This window comes from Bacillus sp. FJAT-27916 (assembly GCF_001183965.1).
GTDB lineage: Bacteria > Bacillota > Bacilli > Bacillales > Pradoshiaceae > Pradoshia.
Window position 1 is genome coordinate 1,755,343 of record NZ_LFZV01000001.1, and the last position, 19,838, is coordinate 1,775,180.

The window sequence follows — 19,838 nt, forward strand, 5'->3', positions numbered from 1 at the left end:
CGGACATCCATCTGCATACTCAAGGGGAGGGGAAAAGATGCGTTTACTAGAGAGACTTAAGGGGGAAATCCTTGTTGGAGATGGAGCGAGCGGTACATTGCTCTATTCCTTTGGGATAGATACATGCTATGAGGAATTAAATCTCACCAATCCAGAACGGATTGCCGAATTACATAAGGAATATATAGAAGCAGGTGCCGATCTGATTCAAACAAATACATTTGGAGCTAACTATCATAAGCTGAAGCGCTACGGACTTGAAGGTGAGGTTGAGCGGATAAACAGGGAGGGAGTCAGGCTTGCCAAGGAAGCGGCAGCAGGTCGGGTTTATGTCCTTGGTACGATAGGCGGGCTACGCAGCGTACGGAAATCCGAGCTAAGCTTGACGGAGATTGGGACCTATTTCAAGGAGCAGCTGGATGCGCTTCTTCTAGAAGAGCCGGACGGTCTAATCCTGGAAACCTATTATGACCTAGAGGAATTATTACATGTCCTTGAGATAGCAAGAAAGCAAACGAATTTACCGATTGTCGCCAATATTTCCTTGCATGAAGTCGGCCTGCTTCAAAATGGCATGCAGGTGAAGGATGCCTTTGACCTGATCAAAGGAAAAGGAGCCGATATCATTGGGTTAAATTGCCGCATGGGGCCCTACCATATGATTCGTTCATTCGAGGAGGTGCCATTAAGAGAAGATGCCTTCTACTCTGCCTATCCTAATGCGAGTCTGCCCGACTTTACGGATGGCCGTTATGTTTACTCGACTGATGCAGATTATTTTGTCAGCGCAGCGAAACAGCTCGTGGAACAGGGTGTGCGGTTAATTGGCGGCTGCTGCGGGACAACGCCCGCCTATGTACGGGCCATTAAAAAGGGGATTCTTGGTCTTGTGCCTTTGACAGAAAAGAAGGAGGTCATCAGCCGAAAATCCCATGTCTACACCTATGATTTTCGACAGCCGGATAAAGAGACGATTTTAGGGAAGGTGAAGAAAGGGCCTGCTATTCTCGTAGAATTGGATCCGCCGAAAACGCTTGGAGTGGAAGAGTTCATGAAGGGGAGTCGATATTTGCACGAGATGGGGGCTGATGCCATTACGCTAGCGGATAACTCTCTGGCCTCCCCTCGCATATCAAACGTCGCGATTGCTTCCTTGCTGAAGGCTGAGCTGAAGAAGAATCCACTTGTCCATTTGACGTGCCGCGACCACAACCTCATCGGCTTGCAATCTCATTTAATGGGGATGCACACAATAGGGCTTAATGAGGTCCTAATTGTAACGGGAGATCCCTCGAAAATCGGTGATTTTCCAGGTGCAACCTCTGTCTATGACTTGTCTTCCATTGACTTGATTTCATTAGTCAAACAGTTCAATGCGGGTATTTCCTATTCGGGGAAATCGCTGGGCGGACAAACGAATTTCGAGGTGGCTGCGGCTTTCAATCCAAATGTAAAATATGTGGATAAGGCTGTTGTGAGAATGGAGAAGAAAATCCAGGCGGGAGCGGATTATTTCCTCACGCAGCCGGTATTTTCCGTCGAGAAAATTAGGGAAGTTTATGAAGCGACCAGGCATATTAAAGCCCCAATCTTTATTGGGATCATGCCGCTGACGAGTTACCGGAATGCCTCGTTCCTGCATAATGAGGTGCCGGGAATTACCTTGCCGGAGCCTGTGCTGCGTGCAATGGAAAAGGCAGGAACAGATGCGGAGGCATCGATGAGGGAAAGTCTCGCCATTTCTAAGGAGCTTTTGGATGCGGCGGCAGAATATTTTAACGGACATTATATTATTACACCTTTTATGAGATATGAATTAAGCGGAGAACTTGTGGCATACGCCAGCACGAAGAAATCAGTCATAAGCGGGGATGTGTTTGAACAATGAATTCACATAAATTAAGAGATTTACTGAATGAGAGAATTGTCATCCTTGATGGGGCAATGGGAACGATGATCCAGGCACTTAATCTGACGGAAGCGGATTTTGGAGGGGAGGAATATGATGGGTGCAATGAATATTTGTCCATCACAAGACCGGATGCAATTCGAACCATCCATGAGCAGTATTTGCTTGCGGGAGCTGACATTATCGAGACGAATACATTCGGTGCGACACCGATTGTCCTAGATGAATATGGATTAAGCCATCTTGCCTATGAGTTGAATGTGAAATCAGCCCAGCTTGCGAGAGAGGCTGTCGATGGTCTCGGAACAGAAGACGGGACGCGCTTTGTAGCCGGCTCAATGGGACCGACAACCAAGACCTTATCTGTAACCGGAGGAACGACATTTGAGACGCTCGTCGAATCCTATGAAACCCAGGTGAGGGGCTTAATTGACGGCGGAGTTGATCTGCTCCTCCTTGAGACCAGCCAGGATATGCTGAATGTAAAGGCTGCGTATATCGGAATGCAGAATGCCTTCGTCTCAAAAGGGAGAGAGCTTCCGCTGATTCTATCAGGGACGATTGAGCCAATGGGAACAACACTTGCCGGACAAACGATCGATTCATTTTATATATCGTCCGCCCATATGAATCCATTGGCGATTGGGCTTAATTGTGCAACAGGTCCAGAATTCATGGCCGAGCATCTGCGCAGTTTATCCGAGCTGACGCCAAGTGCTGTCAGCTGTTACCCAAATGCAGGGCTGCCAGATGAGAACGGGCAGTACAATGAAACGCCGCAATCCTTATCTAAGAAAATCAAGCAATTCGCGGAAAAAGGATGGATCAATCTTGTCGGCGGATGCTGCGGTACGAACCCAGATCATATTCGGGCTATTGCCGAAGCAGTCAAAGGGATTGAGCCCCGCAGAGCACCGGAGCCTCAAATGAAGCATATGCTCTCAGGAATTGAAGCGCTGACCTATGACGATTCCATGCGCCCATTATTTGTTGGAGAACGGACCAATGTTATTGGATCACGTAAATTCAAACGGCTTATTAAAGAAAGGGCCTTTGAAGAGGCTGCTGAAATTGCCCGCGCACAGGTGAAAAAGGGAGCGCATGTCATTGATGTCTGTCTGGCTGACCCTGACAGCGATGAGGTAGAGGATATGGAGCAATTCATGAAGGTTGTCGCCAATAAAGTGAAGGTTCCCTTTGTGATTGATTCAACAGATGAAGCCGTCATTGAACGAGCACTTCGCTATTCCCAAGGGAAGGGCATCATCAACTCCATCAATCTTGAGGACGGGGAAGAGCGATTTGAGAGTATCATTCCGCTGGCGAAACAATATGGCGCAGCCCTTGTCGTCGGAACGATTGATGAGAAGGGGATGGGGGTAAGTGCTGCACGAAAGCTTGAGGTTGCCCGTCGTTCCTATGAGTTATTGACGAAGAAATATGGAATTCATCCGGAGGATATTATCTTTGATCCACTCGTCTTCCCAGTTGGAACGGGAGATGAGCAATATCGAAATGGAGCTGCCGAAACAGTTGAAGGATTAACTGCCATCAAGAAGGAGTTCCCAGGTACACTCACCATCCTCGGAATCAGCAATGTTTCTTTTGGGCTTCCTTCTGAAGGAAGGGAAGTGTTGAATGCCGTCTATTTATATCACTGCACGAAGGCTGGGCTTGATTATGCCATCGTCAATACAGAGAATCTGCAAAGGTTTGCCCTCATACCTGAGGAGGAAATCAAGCTTTCAGAAGGCTTGCTATTTCATAATTCTGATGAAACGCTCTCGAAATTCGTGGAATTTTACCGTACGAAGAAACCGGTGGAAAAAGAGCAGAAGGAAAAGCTGCCGCTTCTTGAGCGCCTTCCTGAATATATCATTGAAGGAACGAAGGAGGGACTGAAGGAGGATATTGATGAAGCTCTCAAAGAAGGAATGGCCCCTCTTGATATTATCAATGGGCCGCTAATGGCGGGGATGGCCAAGGTTGGCGAGTTGTTCAATGATAATCAGCTCATCGTTGCTGAGGTACTTCAAAGTGCAGAAGCAATGAAAGCAGCTGTCTCCCAGCTTGAACCGCTGATGACAACGTCCGGTGATAAGACTGTTAAGGGCAAAATGGTGCTCGCAACCGTGAAGGGGGATGTTCATGATATTGGGAAGAACCTCGTTGACATTATCTTAAGCAATAATGGATATGAAGTTGTGGACCTCGGCATCAAGGTAACTCCTCAAACCCTTATCGAGGCAGTAAGAAAGGAACATCCAACCATCATCGGTTTATCCGGTCTGCTTGTGAAATCAGCCCAGCAAATGGTCATAACGGCACAAGACTTGAAGGAGGCTGGAATTAATACGCCAATCATTGTCGGCGGCGCAGCCTTAACGAGGAAATTTACCACAAATAAGATTGCTCCAGAATATACTGGACCCGTCGTATATGCGAAGGATGCCATGAAAGGCCTTGATCTTGTAAACCAGCTGCATGACCAAGAAAAACAAGCAGATTTCCTCAAGGAAATAGTAGGGGAGAAACGAAAAACGACAGAACCTGAGGCGGTTAAGGCAGCACCCATTGAGAGTGCTGAAACACCTCTTAAGACGGTGCAGGACCAGTTAAGTCCGCCAGTACCGGAGGACTTAGAACGCCATATTCTGCGAGACTATCCGCTGAAGCAAGTATATCCATATATCAATAAGCAAATGCTTTTTGGACACCATTTCGGCTTAAAAGGTAATATTGATAAGTTGATTGCTGAGGAAGACCCAAAAGTGATGAACCTGCTATCCATTGTCAATGAAATTGTTGAACAAGACTTGATTAAGCTGCATGCTGCCTATCGGTTCTACCCTGCGGCAAGTAAAGGCAATGAACTGAAAATTTACTCAGACGAAAGCAGGACCCAGGTCATTGAAAGCTTTACCTTCCCGCGACAACGGAAGAATCCGTATCTGTGTCTGGCTGATTATGTGGCGGATGAAGAAGCAAATATACGTGATCATGTCGGCTTCATGATTGTCACGAGCGGCAAGGGAGTCAAGGAAATCGCTGATCAATGGAAGCGGGACGGAGAATATTTAAAGAGCCATATCATCCAGGCTCTCGCACTTGAAGCGGCAGAAGGATTCGCCGAACGGCTCCATCATATCATGCGGGATGCCTGGGGAATCCATGACTCCATAGACATGACGATGAAGGAGCGCTTTAGTGCCAAATACACAGGCCAGCGCTATTCATTTGGCTATCCGGCATGCCCGAAACTTGAAGATCAAGAAAAGCTATTTGGCCTTTTGAAGCCGGAGGACATCGGCATCCATCTTACAGAAGGATGCATGATGGAGCCCGAAGCATCCGTGTCGGCACTTGTGTTTTCGCATCCGGATGCCCGGTATTTTAATGTGGAGAGCCGGGGGTGAAAAAGAAAAGCGCTGGGAGGATTGATTCCTTCCGGCGCTTTTCTATTAATCTATCGTTCTCAATACCTCTAACAGCATTTCCTTAAAAGCAGGGCGGTTAATTGCCTCACAAACTCGGACATTTTTCGTCCGCCCCAGCCGATTGGTAATATCAACGAGGCTGTATCCTCTTGTTAATTCCCCATTAATCTCCACATCTACATGATAACGATTGGATTTTGTCATAATCGCTTCATTCGCTGCAACTGCAACTAGAAGAGTATCTGGATGTGTCGTTCCGCTCAGTTTATGTACCTTTTTATTGAATTTCATGACAACCTTGTTGATATCCTTGAAGAAGGTTGATCCCTTAGTCTGCAGTGCCTCTATATCTAAATGATCATCGTCGTCCATAATCGAATATTGCGTACACATTTCCCAGCCGACCATGGTAATCGGGATGCCTGAATGAAGGACTATCCGCGCTGCTTCCGGGTCGACCCAGAAGTTATATTCTGCACTTGGAGTAATATTTCCAAGTGCATTATTGGTTCCTCCCATGATAGATAAATGGGGGATTTTCGGAATGATCGTGGGATCCTTCTTGATGGCCATCGCAATATTTGTCAACGGTGCAATGGCTAATAAATGTATGTCTCCTGGATACTTATGAATCGTTTCAATGAGAAAGTCGACTGCATGTCCTTTTTCAGGAGCTTGAATCGCCTTTTCGAAAAAGGAATCACCCATTCCGTCTTTTCCATGAACGTCCTCAACAGTTCGGTGCGTCTGCTCTCCAACTCCCATGATAGGACACTCACAGCCTTTGTAAACAGGCACTTGACCGCCTTTTCCACCCACTTGGATTGTATAGAGGGCATTTTCAACCTGCTGGTCAAATTGCACATTGCCGCCCGTCATCATAATTCCTTCCACCTTGAAATAATGAAGGGCAGTCAAGATGGCAATCGTATCATCGCCAGCCGTATCGGTGTCTATGATGACTCTTTTCTTATTAATCATTTGTTTGTCATCCTTGGATCTTTTTTCGCTAAATCAGTTATGTAGTCGAAAAATGCATCACGGTTGACGTCATAAACGACATGAACGGGTCTTCCATCAATTGTTTCCTCTGTGCGACCCTGGCTAGGCCCACCCGTATGGACCATGCTTTTAAGAGTCTTTACCTTAACAAGGTCACGATTTCCAACGAAGGCAGTCGTCAGGACATCCCAAAGGTAGTAGGTTGAATTGGTCGAGAAATGGACGAGCGGAGGTACCATCGCATAGCACTGACCGAGAAAATCAACGCCAATATACTTTCGCTCAGATGCCCAGCGTTCCCTAACATCCAAAGTTAACGGAACCTGGTTCGTGCTTTCCAGTGCTACAAGCTCTATCTCAATCCCGCTCGTCCAAACACGAGCAGCGGCCTCTGGGTCCCAATAAACATTCCATTCCGCCGTTCCGTCATGCTCCGGCTCATGCACATTCCCTTCTTCCAGGAAAGTCCCGCCCATCCAAACTAAACGTTCAATCTTTTCCTCTACCTCAGGAGCATAATCTAAAGCACGCGCAAGATCACTTAATGGACCTGTGAACAGCAAGGTGGTTTTCCCTTCTGTTGACTGGAGAGTCTCCACTAAATGAAGATGTGCCGGTTTACCTGAAACAGCCGTCATTATCTTGCCAGATTCATTCAAAATCGGAAGGGCATCCACATAGAAAGCGTGCATCCGCCAATCCTTCGGAAACGGATTCTTTCCCCGAGAATCTGACATCGCCACATCAATGCCGCTATAACCAAATCGGTCAATAATTTTCCTGCTTGCATATGTTGCAGGCTCCAAATAACAATCAGCAGGGATAACCCCTACACCAGTTAACTCCACATTCTCCATTTTCAACAGCAAAAACAGAGAAATTAAATCATCCACACCGCCATCATGATTAAAGTAAATTTTCTTCTTCATAAAAACCCATCCCTTCAACTACCTTGGTAACCATTCTGAACATCGCTATTATAGGAATAGTGAAAATATATTAAACATACTAAAAAATGGCGACAGTTCAACTATATAACGAGAAAGGTATTTCATCAATATTCGTGGTAATTATTCAAAATGTGACACGTTTCTGGTTGTTGAGAGTAAGCAGAGCTGAGAGGGAAGGGACAGGGGGGCATCGTCAGAGAAGGCCCACTCTTTTCCCAAATAACAGATACAAAAGGTAATCATTAGGTATACAATAGGTAATCACACTCATCAATCCACCAGCCCGATCTCACTCAAAAACCTACCTTTCCGCCCCTATAAAACTGAATTGCTATTCATTATTACTTCAATATCATTCTTTTAATCAATAAAGTTCATAATTTTTTCAATTTTAAGTTCAAACCTTTGAGTCTTAGAGCCAAATCATGGTAGAATAATGTCGGAAATGTTTTATCCTTCCGACTTTTGGATAAAGATTATTATAATATAGTATTTTGGTCGAAAGTTTAAAGCAAAACAAAGGATAACAGGGGGATTTCTCGATGAAACCTAATACACCTGATACGACAAACCCTTGGCTCGATTTCCAAGGTCCTAACTTGGGATATGTTCAGGAAATGTACGAAGTTTTCGAAACGGATCCGGCTTCGGTGGATCCGGAATTAGCGAGTTTATTTGAGCAGTGGGGGCCTCCGGTCGTTGAGGAAGCTGGTCAAGTAAGGGAGAGCAGCAATCAAGCGTTTACTGCGAAGGGGTTTGGTGCTTCTGATTTTCTTTATAAGGTTGCACAAGCGGTAAAGCTGGCAGAGGATATTCGCACGAATGGTCATTTGGCCGCGAACATTTATCCTTTATATCAAAAGGAACGAAACGGCATCGATCTTGACTTGAAACAGTACGGTTTAACGACCAAAGATTTGAAAGCGATGCCAGCGTCGATAATCAGCGAATTTATTCCAAAAAAATTGACTAATGGCTATGAAGCTATTGAATATTTGAAAATGCTTTATACGAGGACGATTGCATTTGAATTGGATCATGTGCATGACCTCGATGAAAAGAAATGGCTTACGCAGATGGTAGAAAGTACGGCTTCAGGGTTTAAGCTTCCGGATCAGAAGAAGAAGAGAATCCTGAAACGTTTGACAGAAGTGGATGGATTTGAGAAGTTCCTTCATAAGACGTTTGTCGGCCAGAAGCGTTTCTCTATAGAGGGTGTTGATTCCCTTGTGCCTCTTTTAGATGAAATCGTGTCTAAATCGGTTCGAGGCGGAACGAAGTCTATTAATATCGGAATGGCTCACAGAGGAAGATTGAATGTGCTTGCCCATGTGTTGGGTAAACCGTACAAAAACATTTTCTCTGAGTTTCAGCATGCACCAAATAAAGAGCTTGTTCCTTCCGAAGGTTCCATTGGGGTTACCTTTGGCTGGACAGGTGATGTGAAATACCATCTTGGTGCTGATAGGAAAATTAAGGAAGAGGATACAAGAGAAGCGGTTATTTCCCTTGCGAACAACCCTAGTCATCTTGAGTTCGTGAATCCGATTGTCAATGGTTTCACAAGAGCAGCTCAGGATGACCGTGCGAAGAGCGGCTATCCGGTTCATGATCCTAATGCGAGCATGGCAATCATTATTCACGGGGATGCGGCATTCCCAGGTCAGGGTGTTGTGGCAGAGGCGCTTAACTTAAGTCAGCTGAATGGCTATCAAACAGGCGGAACGATTCATATCATTGCGAACAATATGATTGGCTTCACGACAGAGAGCAGAGATTCCCGTTCAACAAGGTATTCATCAGATCTTGCAAAAGGATTCGAAATTCCAATCATTCATGTCAATGCCGATGATCCGGAGGCGGTCCTTGCAGCAGCTCTTGTGGCGTATGAGTATAGAGAGAAGTTCAAAAAGGACTTCCTAATTGATTTAATTGGCTACAGACGATTTGGCCATAACGAAATGGATGAGCCGATGACAACCAATCCAGAAATGTACAAGCTTGTGCATGCCCACCCAACTCCTCGGGAGGTATATGCAGAGCGGTTAGTTGAAGAAGGTGTCATCACGAAGGAAGAGGCGCAGCGCCTTGCGGATGAGCATGCGGCTATGCTGAAGGATTATTATAATCAAGTCGGCGAGAAGCAGGATGCAAATCTAGAGGATGCAGATGTACCGAAGATTATTGAATCAGGTATTCCAAAGGTTGAGACGAAGGTAGAGCTGGGTGAATTGCAAAAGATTAATCAAGATTTGCTTAAACGTCCAGACAATTTCACTGTCTTCAAAAAGCTCGATAAAATTTTGATGAGAAGAAGCGATGCCTTAAACGAGGGCAATAAAGTGGATTGGGCATTGGCAGAGGCGCTTGCGTTTGCTTCTATTATCAAGGATGGTACGCCAATCAGGCTGACTGGACAGGATTCAGAGCGTGGAACATTCGCCCATAGAAACCTGGTGCTGCATGACTCTGAAACAGGTGAAACATTCTCGCCTCTTCATACGCTTGAAGGAGCGAAAGCATCCTTTGCGATCCATAACAGTCCATTATCTGAGGCAGCGGTTATTGGCTTTGAATACGGCTACAATGTGTATTCTCAAGACACGCTTGTTCTCTGGGAAGCACAATATGGAGACTTTGCCAATACGGCTCAAGTATTCTTTGACCAGTTCATCGCAGCCGGCAGGGCGAAATGGGGACAAAAGTCCGGTCTTGTCATGCTACTTCCGCATGGATATGAGGGACAAGGACCAGAACACTCCAGTGCTCGTTTGGAACGTTTCCTGTCTCTAGCGGCAGAAAATAACTGGACTGTAGCGAATTTGAGCAGTGCGGCTCAATATTTCCATATTTTAAGAAGACAAGCTTCTATTCTAGGCAAGGAAGAGGTTCGTCCACTCGTCTTAATGACACCTAAGAGCTTACTTAGAAATCAAGTTGTGGCGAGTGAGCCGCAGGAGTTCAGTGAAGGAGAATTCAAATCCTTTATCGAGCAGCCCGGCCTCGGCAAAAACAAAAAAGCTGTTGAGAGAATCCTATGTGCAACTGGTAAGATGGCGATTGATCTTGCACAGGCAGTCGAAGGAAAAGAAGATATGGACTGGCTCCATATTGTCAGAATCGAAGAGATTTATCCATTCCCATTTGCGGGTGTGAAAGAGTTGTTCGATTCCTACCCTAATTTGAAAGAAATCATGTGGGTACAAGAGGAACCGAAGAATATGGGTGCCTGGACATTTGTTGAACCGCGTTTAATTGCGGCAGCACCTGAAGGGGTAACAGTGGATTATATCGGAAGAAGAAGACGTTCATCTCCAGCAGAGGGAGATCCAACGATTCATAAAAAAGCTCAAAATCGTATCATCACAAGTGCACTTACACGCGAATAGAGGAGGAAAAAGAAAATGGCAGAAGTTATCGTACCAGAATTGGCAGAATCAATTACAGAGGGAACAATAGCCCAGTGGCTTAAACAACCGGGTGACACAGTTGAAAAAGGGGATTATATTGTTGAACTCGAAACAGATAAAGTAAATGTGGAAATCATCTCTGAGTATGCAGGTGTGTTAAAGGAACAATTAAAAGAGGAAGGTGACACTGTATTAGTAGGTGAAGCCATTGCCATTGTAGACGGAGAGGGCGGCGGAAGTGCCCCTGCACCGAAGAAGGAAGAACCAAAACAAGCAGAAGCACCTCAAGAAGAACAGCAAAGTAAACCAGCACCTGAGCAGGAAGTGAAAAAAGGCCAGCAGCCTGTCGCTTCTCCTTCTGCCCGAAAACTAGCGCGTGAAAAAGGCATTGATCTATCTGAAGTACCAACGGTTGATCCGCTTGGACGTGTGCGCAAGCAAGATGTGGAATCCTTTGATCCAAATAAAGCGCAAGCTCCGAAGGCCGCAAAACCAGAACCGAAAAAAGCACCAGAGGCAAAACCGGCTCCATCCGGAAAACCGGAAGAGCGCGTGAAAATGTCTAGAAGACGTCAAACAATCGCTAAACGATTGGTTGAGGTTCAACACAATACAGCGATGCTGACTACCTTCAATGAAGTGGACATGACGAATATCATGAACCTGCGTAATAAGCGGAAGGATGCCTTCTTGAAAGAAAATGATGTGAAGCTTGGATTCATGTCGTTCTTTACAAAAGCAGTTGTCGGCTCATTGAAGAAATTCCCGATGCTAAATGCGGAAATCCAAGGGGATGAGCTGCTTATCAAGAAATATTATGATATCGGTGTCGCGGTATCTGCGCCAGAAGGATTGGTTGTACCAGTCGTAAGAGATGCAGACCGTATGAATTTCGCTGAAATCGAAAAAGAAATCGGTACCCTTGCGAAGAAGGCCCGCGATAATAAATTGGCCCTTCAAGATTTGCAAGGCGGCACATTCACCATCACAAACGGCGGTGTATTCGGATCACTTATGTCTACACCAATCTTAAATGGTACACAGGTCGGTATCCTAGGAATGCATGGCATCAAGCTACGTCCAATTGCGATTGACGAGACAACTATTGAAAATCGTCCAATGATGTACATTGCCCTTTCCTATGACCACCGAATCGTTGATGGAGCAGAAGCGGTTAGCTTCTTAGCCAATATCAAGAAATTAGTAGAAGATCCTGAAAGCTTATTGCTTGAAGGTTGATTATATGAAGGAGAGAACAGCCATTTTGATGGCTGTTCTTTTTTTACTGTTTTCGTTACCTAGATAACATGTTAAAATGGCTGACAACTAATTGGATAGAGGGGAGGTAATCATTGTTGGGAAATTATTCTTAACTTCTAATGGTTTTCATACTGATGAGATGAAAGCAACTTTCCTAAAAGAAGTTGGTGGGAAAATAAGTGAATTAAGGGTTTCAATCATTACAACTGCCTCACCGATAAAAGAACAAAATAAATATGTTCAAAAAGCATACAATGATTTCAGAGATATGGGGTTTAACTTCATTAATTTTCTTGATTTAGAGTACGATGATCCAAAGGTCCTTTTAAATTGTGATGTAATCTATATAAATGGTGGAAATCCATTTCATTTATTACTCCATATTAAAAGAAGCGGTTCCGAAGAAATCTTTAGGCGTTTATCCCAACAAAATATAATATTTGTTGGTGTCAGTGCTGGTGCTATCGTTTTAGGACCAAATATTCATATTGTACAATTTTTCACGCCAGAAATGAATAACGTAAACCTTGAAGATTTAACCGGTTTAAACCTGGTAGAACTTATGGTGTTTCCTCACTACAATAGAGAGGACATTTTTAAAGACAGCACAGGTAAAACCATAGAAGAAAGATTATGCGAGTTCGAGGTTGTTAATAATTGTGTGATTCATAGAATGAAAGATGACCAATTCATTCTATTGGAAACTTAAGACCTTTTATACGTACCATTTCAGAATAAAGAGAGAGTCCTCTGTTTTGTCAATTCATTATGAGTATTTAAAAAGATTAGATGGATTATTTTTGAAAATATCGGTTGACAATTCAGAATAATTAAATTATGATAAATCAAACCAATGGATGTTATTGGATATATTCCAACGTTATATTTGTTGAATAAGATTATTGGCGTTGAAGAAGAGGAGTAGCCCTTGAAGGAGTTTTAGAGAGCCGGTGGCTGGTGGGAACCGGTACGAATTCTTTGGTGAATGGACTTCTGAGCTTTCAGGCAGAACATTTATTTAGTGGATTAGTATGCCCTGAACGGTGGTGGCAGCCGTTATATAATGCCAGACAGTTGAAGCTAGCTGTCTCAAAGTGGATTGTTCTTTTTGACAATCAATTAAGGTGGCACCGCGGGTCTTCCGTCCTTATCTGATAAGGATGGAAGACCCTTTTTGTATACAATTAAATAAGATTAACACGTTAAGAAAGAGGAGTAGCGGTAAGTGATGCATATCAGAGAGCCGGGAATGGTGAGAACCGGCATGCTGGCTTTCCGTGAATGGGCTTTCGAGTGATTTCTTGAACCGTCAGTAGGGAAATCCGGGTTTCCGCCGTTAAAAGGATAGGGTATCGAACTATTTTTCCGTACCTGAATAGAGTCCTAACGGGGGTGGCACCACGATCATACGTCCTCCATAAGCATGTTTCTATGCTTATGGAGGATTTTTTATTTGGAGGAGATTAGGAATGAGGGAGCGGCAAGTATTTAAACGAATGATTTCAGGAGAAGAAAGACAGAAAGCCTATGCGCTTGAAAGGATGAAGGACGTTGCCATATTAGAGTTTCCGACGCTTGAACATGGAAGGCTGCGGATTCTTGCCTTTAATGTGCACGCTGAAGTGGTCCAAAGGGATGGTATTTTAACCGTTAAGTCTAAGGGGGCGACGGAAATCATTTCGGAGGATGCCCAAGACTATATGAAGAGCTGGCTGACGAGTCAAGGTGAGGAAGTATCCTCCCTTCCATTTGCAGGAGGGGCGATTGGCTACTTCGGATATTCCTACTCCTTTCAATTTGAGGACTTAGAGATACCGGCTGATGACCCGCTGGGTATGAATGATCTGCATCTGCTATTTCATTCAGATTATATCGTGTTCAGCGGTAAAGACGAAGAAGAGTGTCAGCAGATTCATATTCAGTACGGCAGCTCTATTTCACCGGAGGAAGCGGAGGAACAGATGGCAAGTGTGCTTGATCAAGCTTGTGCTGGAGAGCGAGAGAAAGAGAAAGCCGCTTATTCGATTGGTTCATTAACCAGCAACTCAACGAAAGCCTCCTTTATGAAAGCGGTCGAATCGATTAAAAATCACATCAGGGAGGGCGACATCTTTCAAGCTGTGCTATCCCAAAGGTGGACGGGAGTTTTTCATGGTTCAAGCCTGGCCTGCTTTAGGGAGATGAAAGAACAGCAGTCAACCTCCTTCAGCTTTTATCTTCCCTTCGAGGATTGCGAGGTTTTTGGCTGTTCACCTGAACGACTGCTTGCCGTTGATCAAGGGGTTATCCATTCCAATCCAATTGCGGGGACCCGGAGGAGAGGAAGTTCACTAAGAGAGGATGAACAGCTGATAGAGGAGCTGCTCTCTGATGAAAAGGAAAAGGCGGAGCATTTGATGCTTGTTGATTTGGCTAGAAATGACCTTGGCAGGATTTGCCGAAAAGAGAGCATTAGGCTTCACCGTTTCATGCAGATTGAGAAATATAAGAATGTCATTCACTTAGTTTCAGAGATTACGGGTACGATGGCAGATACAATTCACCCGTTAGATGCTGTGAAAGCCTGTCTGCCTGCGGGAACGGTCTCAGGTGCGCCGAAGATCAAGGCAATGGAGCTTATCTCGGCGCATGAGCAGGAGAAAAGAGGGGCATATGGCGGAGGTGTCGGATTTATTTCCTTTGAAGGCAGAATGGATTTGGCTCTCGCTATTCGGATGGCGGTCGTAAAGGATGGAAGAATCCATCGCCAATCTGGGGCGGGAATCGTTCATGATTCCATTCCAGAAAATGAATGGTATGAAACGCTTCATAAAGCAGGTTTAAAGGAGGTTGCTTTAAATGATTTTACTGATCGATAATGTTGATTCGTTTACGTATAACCTGTATCAGCTTTGTCTCGAACTGGGAGAAGAAGTAGTAGTGAGAAGGAATAATGCCCTTTCAGTTCATGAGGCAGCATTAATGAGACCAGATGCCATTATTCTTTCACCAGGTCCTGGCAGACCGGAGGACAGCGGAATCTGTGCAGAGGTGGTTAATGCCTTTTATGAGGATGTTCCCATTCTCGGCGTTTGTCTTGGGCATCAGCTGATTGGACAGCTTTTCGGGGCGACGATCACAAGGGCAAGGCAAATAAAGCATGGAAAGTGCTCGAGGATGATTCATCAATCCTGCGGTATTTTTAAAGGCATAGAACCAAGCTTTGAGGCGATGAGATACCATTCGCTCGTCATTAAGCGTGGAAGCCTTCCGGAATGCTTTGAACAAACAGCTGTTTCAGAGGATGATCAGGAAATCATGGGAATCCAGCATAAAGAGTATCCGCTTTATGGAGTGCAGTTTCATCCTGAATCAATTGGTACACCGATTGGCAAAAAGCTATTAATGAATTTTCTTTCATTAAATCAAAAGGAGAGGGTTATATATGCATGAATATCTACGAGTGTTGAGCAGAGGAGAAAGGGTTCGGGGAGAAACGCTGGAGGAGGCGGTCAAGGCGCTCATGACATCTGCGTGTTCAGAGGCGGAAATCGCTGCCTTTCTTATGGGAATGAATCATCCAAGCCATCAAGCAGATGAAGAGGATTTATATGTCATATCTGAGACTATCCGCAAAGCATCGAGCCATAAGCTGGCCGATATTCATGGGGCAATGGACAATTGCGGGACAGGAGGCGACCATAGCAATAGCTTTAATATTAGCACTGCAGCAGCCTTTCTCCTTGCAAGTGCAGGCATCAAGATGGCTAAAAACGGAAACCGGAATATGACTAGCAGATCAGGAAGCATGGATGTGCTGCAGTCACTTGGGATCAATACATTGAATGATGAGGCCGAGGCAAGAAGACAATTGGAGGAGCATAATCTCGTATTTCTGAATGCCGGGCATATTCACCCAGGATTAAAGAATGTTGCTGCTGTTAGAAAGCAGTTGAAGATCCCAACTGTTTTTAATGTCATTGGACCATTGACGAATCCGGTCCCGCTTGACTATCAGGTGGTCGGTATTTATGACGAAAGTTTGCTTGAGGTATATGGGCGGACTTTAGTGAAAGCCGGAAGGAAGAGGGCAGCTGTTATTCATGGCGCGGGAGGGATGGATGAAGCATCTCTCAGCGGAGATAATGTGATTGTCTTGATTGATAGAGGGAGTATGCGCCGAATTCATCTTCATCCTGAGCAAGTTGGCTTGCCTGTGATTGCGAATGAAGCTCTTAAAGGCGGTGGTCCTAAAGAGAATGCAGAAATTCTCATCCATTTGCTGAAGGGAGAGCGGAGTGCTTACAGGGATGCAGTCCTCCTGAATGCCGCCATTGGTCTTTATGTGGCAGAGAAGGCGGCATCATTTGCCGAAGGAATTCATGTGGCAGGGAAGTTGATTGATTCAGGAGAAACGCTGCGGAAATACGAGGCATTAAAGCAGTATGGCACAAGAATGGAGGAAGACGAATGTCAGATTATTTAACGAAAATCGTCGAAAGCAAAAAGGAATACTTGGCTGATGGGCAGCTAGAGACATTAGGATTGTCCCAGAGAAGGGAGCGGCCGATGAACAGCTTCACAGAACGGGTCCGCAATAAGCATACTCTTGGAATCCTGGCGGAATTCAAACGTTCCTCTCCCTCCCTTGGAGCAATCAATCACTCAGTTGAGCCGGTTTTTATGGCGAATAAATATGCTCAGGGCGGAGCGGACGGCATCTCTGTTCTTACAGATGAACTTTATTTCAATGGGCATATGAGTGATTTGCAAAAGGTGGCAAAGGAAGTGAATCTGCCAGTCCTATGCAAGGACTTCATTATTGAGGAAAGGCAGATCAATCAGGCTTATCAGGCAGGAGCAGGAATCATTCTCCTTATTGTCCGAATACTTGATCAGGATAAGCTTGTTATTTTATATAATCACGCCCGCAGGCTCGGTCTAGAGGTCTTGTTAGAGATTCATGATGAAAAGGATTTAGAGGCAGCCATGACCTTGAAGCCTGATTTAATTGGAATCAATAACCGGAATCTGCATGAGTTTTCAACCAATCTCTCCACAACGGAATCGCTCATGCGCCTGATTACAGACCCATCAATAATTGTTGTCAGTGAGAGCGGCATTAAGAGCAGGGAGGATTGTGAGCGGGTTGCCGCAGCAGGTGTGGATGCCGTCTTAATCGGAGAAGCTTGCATGAAACATCCCCGTCCAGAAGAGTTTCTGGCCGAGATCGGCCAAATTGAAAGAAGGCCCTTATGATGAACGTGAAGATTTGCGGCATTCAAACAGGTGAAGATGCTCAAACTGCTGTCAGACTGGGAGCTGATGCATTGGGGTTTGTATTCGCTGACAGTAAAAGGCGCATCACACCGGCGGATGTTCGGGCCATAACGGAGAATGTCCCAAAAGAGTGTCTGAAGGTGGGCGTTTTCGTCAATGAGCATCCGCTCATGGTGAATGAGATTGCCGGGTTCTGCGGACTCGATGCCATTCAATTACATGGAGACGAATACACCGCTGATTATGAAATCATCGGTTTGCCCATCATTCGTTCCATACCGGTCATTGCAGGAGAGAATGTTTTCCTCCAAAAGTATGGAAAGGCAGATTATTATCTTCTGGATACAGGTGGTGGGAAGGCAAGGGGCGGAATGGGGATTGCCTTTGACTGGAGGCAGGTTCGCGGTATTGGCCTTGGAGACGATAAGGTAATTTTGGCAGGCGGTTTAAACGCAGCAAATGTAGGGGATGCCATGCAAATCGTTCATCCCTATATGGTGGATGTCTCAAGCGGGGTAGAAACAGGCGGAGCAAAGAATCCAGCCTTAATGAAGGCGTTTATCGATGCAGTAAAGAGGGAGGAGATGGTGTAATGACAGTGCAAGCAGAACAAACCAATAACGGAAGATATGGCGAGTACGGGGGCAAATTTGTCCCGGAGACCTTGATGCCAGCCCTAATGGAGCTAGAGGAAGCCTATGAGAGAATTGGAATGAGTGATGATTTTCAAAGTGAATATCAATCCTTATTGAAGAATTATGTCGGCCGGGAAACACCGCTCTATTATGCGAAGAACTTAACAGAGCATTTAGGAGGAGCAAGAATTTATTTGAAGAGAGAGGATTTAAACCATACGGGCGCACACAAAATCAATAACACACTCGGCCAGGCACTCCTGGCGAAGAAGATGGGCAAGAAAAAGGTCGTGGCAGAGACAGGTGCCGGCCAGCATGGGGTAGCGACAGCTTCTGTCTGTGCTTTACTAGGTCTTGAGCCAATCATTTTTATGGGGGAAAAGGATATTGCAAGGCAAAAGCAAAACGTTATCAGGATGGAGCTGCTTGGGGCAACGGTCGTGCCGGTTACATCAGGAAGTAAAACATTGAAGGACGCGGTCAATGAAGCCTTGCGTTATTGGGTGGTTCATATTGAGGATACCCATTATTTAATGGGGTCGGTCCTTGGCCCGCATCCTTTCCCATTAATTGTACGTGATTTCCAGAGTGTAATTAGTAAGGAGGCAAGGGAGCAGATGCTTAGACTTGCCGGGACATTGCCTGATGCGGTGGTGGCCTGTATTGGCGGTGGAAGCAATGCGATGGGGATGTTTTATCATTTCTTGCCGGATAAGACGGTCGAGCTGATTGGCGTCGAGGCGGCTGGCAAGGGTGTGGATACGGATTATCATGCAGCATCCATCACGAAGGGAAAAAAGGGGATTCTTCATGGGGCCTATATGTATTTACTTCAGGATGATAGTGGTCAAATACAAGAAGCCCATTCAATCTCTGCAGGACTTGACTATCCAGGTGTCGGACCAGAGCATTGCTACTTAAAGGATATAGGCAGGGTAGAATATACATCCATTACAGATCATGAAGCATTGGAGGCGTTCATGCTTCTCACTTCCAAGGAAGGAATCCTTCCAGCACTCGAGAGCTCTCATGCGATTGCTGAGGTGATGAAAAGAGCCCCGCAGATGAGCCATGAGCAATCTGTCATTGTCTGCCTGTCAGGTCGGGGAGATAAAGATATGGATACGGTCATAAAAGAACTGGGAGGGGAAGAGAATGAGCAATAAACTGACTGACCAATTACAAAAACGGAAAGATAACGGAGACAAAGGTTTTATCCCATATATCATGGCAGGAGACGGCGGCTTAGAACAGCTGTCTGAAACGATTCGTTATCTGGAAGGAATTGGTGCAGCGGCAGTTGAAATTGGGATACCTTTCTCTGACCCCGTAGCTGATGGTCCAAGTATTCAGGAAGCTGGCCTGCGTGCGCTCAAGGCAGGAGTGGACTTAAGAGGCGTCTTATCAGAACTCTCTAAGCATGAATTTTCAGTTCCGCTCATTATCATGACCTATGCCAATCCAATCATGCAAATGGGGCCGGAACACTTTGCAAGGGAGGCTGCGAATGCCAGGATTTCAGGCTGTATAATACCGGATGTCCCGCTGGAGGAGGAAGCACTCTTTAAGGAGCCGCTAAATGATACGGGCATCGTCTTGATCCGGTTAGTACCGCTGACGGCATCAATGGAACGATTGCAGGCTTTAAGCAGCATGGCTGAGGGGTTCTTATATGCCGTTACCGTAAATGGTGTGACAGGGGAGAAGGCTGAGCTCGAACAGAACTATTTACGAGAAAGAGTCGAGAGGCTGAAGGAAATGACTGACACACCTGTTTATGCAGGGTTCGGAATTTCCAATCCGCAGACGGCTAATGCCCTGCTGACCTTTTGTGACGGGGTCATTGTCGGTTCGAAAATCGTGGATGCCCTGCATCATCAAGACAGAGAAGGGATTGGAACATTTGTTGCAGGATTGAAGCTGTCCTCAACTAAAGTCTGATGTTGTTTTCCAAAAGCTGTTAGCGGGTATGAATG

The 19,838-nt window shown here is 45.4% G+C and carries 14 protein-coding genes and 2 other annotated features; of the genes, 12 read left to right on the top strand and 2 right to left on the bottom strand.

The genetic code is table 11. From position 1 onward, the window contains the following. Window positions 1-37: 37 nt before the first annotated feature. Window positions 38-1,888, top strand: coding sequence for a bifunctional homocysteine S-methyltransferase/methylenetetrahydrofolate reductase (locus AC622_RS08535; RefSeq protein WP_049670690.1), 1,851 nt, complete (start codon window positions 38-40; stop codon window positions 1,886-1,888). Next, window positions 1,885-5,325: a methionine synthase gene (metH, locus tag AC622_RS08540; protein ID WP_049670691.1), complete on the top strand. Its 3,441-nt coding sequence runs from the start codon at window positions 1,885-1,887 to the stop codon at window positions 5,323-5,325. Before AC622_RS08535 ends, metH begins: the two co-directional genes overlap by 4 nt. A 45-nt stretch (window positions 5,326-5,370) precedes the next feature. On the opposite strand, the gene AC622_RS08545 is transcribed toward metH, so the two are convergent. Continuing rightward, a complete protein-coding gene (locus AC622_RS08545) occupies window positions 5,371-6,327 on the bottom strand; it encodes a nucleoside hydrolase (protein WP_049670692.1) in 957 nt (318 codons plus the stop codon). After that, window positions 6,324-7,277 (bottom strand): nucleoside hydrolase, encoded by a 954-nt coding sequence (locus AC622_RS08550; protein ID WP_049670693.1) that lies wholly within the window; start codon window positions 7,275-7,277, stop codon window positions 6,324-6,326. Before AC622_RS08550 ends, AC622_RS08545 begins: the two co-directional genes overlap by 4 nt. Window positions 7,278-7,840: 563 nt before the next feature. Here AC622_RS08550 and sucA point away from each other — a divergent pair. The 10 genes from sucA (at window position 7,841) to trpA (ending at window position 19,803) form a co-directional block, all read left to right on the top strand. Then, the gene (sucA, locus tag AC622_RS08555) at window positions 7,841-10,687 is read left to right on the top strand and encodes a 2-oxoglutarate dehydrogenase E1 component (RefSeq protein WP_049670694.1); all 2,847 of its coding nucleotides are present in this window, start codon (window positions 7,841-7,843) and stop codon (window positions 10,685-10,687) included. A gap of 15 nt (window positions 10,688-10,702) precedes the next feature. Next, entirely contained in the window at window positions 10,703-11,947 is a 1,245-nt protein-coding gene (odhB, locus tag AC622_RS08560) for a 2-oxoglutarate dehydrogenase complex dihydrolipoyllysine-residue succinyltransferase (protein WP_049670695.1), read from the top strand. 91 nt (window positions 11,948-12,038) lie between these two features. Then, entirely contained in the window at window positions 12,039-12,677 is a 639-nt protein-coding gene (locus AC622_RS08565; protein ID WP_231589496.1) for a Type 1 glutamine amidotransferase-like domain-containing protein, read from the top strand. Between the two features lie 190 nt (window positions 12,678-12,867). Further along, window positions 12,868-13,120: a binding site (T-box leader), on the top strand. A gap of 41 nt (window positions 13,121-13,161) precedes the next feature. Next, window positions 13,162-13,387, top strand: a binding site (T-box leader). Window positions 13,388-13,437: 50 nt separating this feature from the next. After that, window positions 13,438-14,826, top strand: a complete 1,389-nt coding sequence (locus AC622_RS08570) for an anthranilate synthase component I family protein (RefSeq protein WP_049670696.1) — start codon at window positions 13,438-13,440, stop codon at window positions 14,824-14,826. After that, window positions 14,807-15,400, top strand: a complete 594-nt coding sequence (locus AC622_RS08575) for an anthranilate synthase component II (protein WP_049670697.1) — start codon at window positions 14,807-14,809, stop codon at window positions 15,398-15,400. The genes AC622_RS08570 and AC622_RS08575 overlap by 20 nt, the downstream gene beginning before the upstream one ends. Then, window positions 15,393-16,433 carry an anthranilate phosphoribosyltransferase gene (gene trpD / locus AC622_RS08580; RefSeq protein WP_049670698.1) on the top strand — a complete coding sequence of 347 codons (1,041 nt, stop codon included), beginning with the start codon at window positions 15,393-15,395 and terminating at the stop codon, window positions 16,431-16,433. Before AC622_RS08575 ends, trpD begins: the two co-directional genes overlap by 8 nt. Continuing rightward, window positions 16,418-17,206: an indole-3-glycerol phosphate synthase TrpC gene (gene trpC, locus AC622_RS08585; RefSeq protein WP_053103736.1), complete on the top strand. Its 789-nt coding sequence runs from the start codon at window positions 16,418-16,420 to the stop codon at window positions 17,204-17,206. Before trpD ends, trpC begins: the two co-directional genes overlap by 16 nt. Further along, window positions 17,203-17,820: a phosphoribosylanthranilate isomerase gene (locus tag AC622_RS08590; RefSeq protein WP_082197085.1), complete on the top strand. Its 618-nt coding sequence runs from the start codon at window positions 17,203-17,205 to the stop codon at window positions 17,818-17,820. The genes trpC and AC622_RS08590 overlap by 4 nt, the downstream gene beginning before the upstream one ends. Then, entirely contained in the window at window positions 17,820-19,028 is a 1,209-nt protein-coding gene (gene trpB / locus AC622_RS08595) for a tryptophan synthase subunit beta (RefSeq protein ID WP_049670700.1), read from the top strand. The genes AC622_RS08590 and trpB overlap by 1 nt, the downstream gene beginning before the upstream one ends. After that, the gene (trpA, locus tag AC622_RS08600) at window positions 19,018-19,803 is read left to right on the top strand and encodes a tryptophan synthase subunit alpha (RefSeq protein ID WP_049670701.1); all 786 of its coding nucleotides are present in this window, start codon (window positions 19,018-19,020) and stop codon (window positions 19,801-19,803) included. The genes trpB and trpA overlap by 11 nt, the downstream gene beginning before the upstream one ends. Window positions 19,804-19,838 lie beyond the last annotated feature (35 nt).

Bases quoted from the DNA above. Each gene is read 5' to 3' on its own strand.
- AC622_RS08535 (WP_049670690.1), top strand. From the start codon at position 38: ATGCGTTTACTAGAGAGACTTAAGGGGGAAATCCTTGTTGGAGATGGA.
- metH (WP_049670691.1), top strand. From the start codon at position 1,885: ATGAATTCACATAAATTAAGAGATTTACTGAATGAGAGAATTGTCATC.
- AC622_RS08545 (WP_049670692.1), bottom strand. From the start codon at position 6,327: ATGATTAATAAGAAAAGAGTCATCATAGACACCGATACGGCTGGCGAT.
- AC622_RS08550 (WP_049670693.1), bottom strand. From the start codon at position 7,277: ATGAAGAAGAAAATTTACTTTAATCATGATGGCGGTGTGGATGATTTA.
- sucA (WP_049670694.1), top strand. From the start codon at position 7,841: ATGAAACCTAATACACCTGATACGACAAACCCTTGGCTCGATTTCCAA.
- odhB (WP_049670695.1), top strand. From the start codon at position 10,703: ATGGCAGAAGTTATCGTACCAGAATTGGCAGAATCAATTACAGAGGGA.
- AC622_RS08570 (WP_049670696.1), top strand. From the start codon at position 13,438: ATGAGGGAGCGGCAAGTATTTAAACGAATGATTTCAGGAGAAGAAAGA.
- AC622_RS08575 (WP_049670697.1), top strand. From the start codon at position 14,807: ATGATTTTACTGATCGATAATGTTGATTCGTTTACGTATAACCTGTAT.
- trpD (WP_049670698.1), top strand. From the start codon at position 15,393: ATGCATGAATATCTACGAGTGTTGAGCAGAGGAGAAAGGGTTCGGGGA.
- trpC (WP_053103736.1), top strand. From the start codon at position 16,418: ATGTCAGATTATTTAACGAAAATCGTCGAAAGCAAAAAGGAATACTTG.
- AC622_RS08590 (WP_082197085.1), top strand. From the start codon at position 17,203: ATGATGAACGTGAAGATTTGCGGCATTCAAACAGGTGAAGATGCTCAA.
- trpB (WP_049670700.1), top strand. From the start codon at position 17,820: ATGACAGTGCAAGCAGAACAAACCAATAACGGAAGATATGGCGAGTAC.
- trpA (WP_049670701.1), top strand. From the start codon at position 19,018: ATGAGCAATAAACTGACTGACCAATTACAAAAACGGAAAGATAACGGA.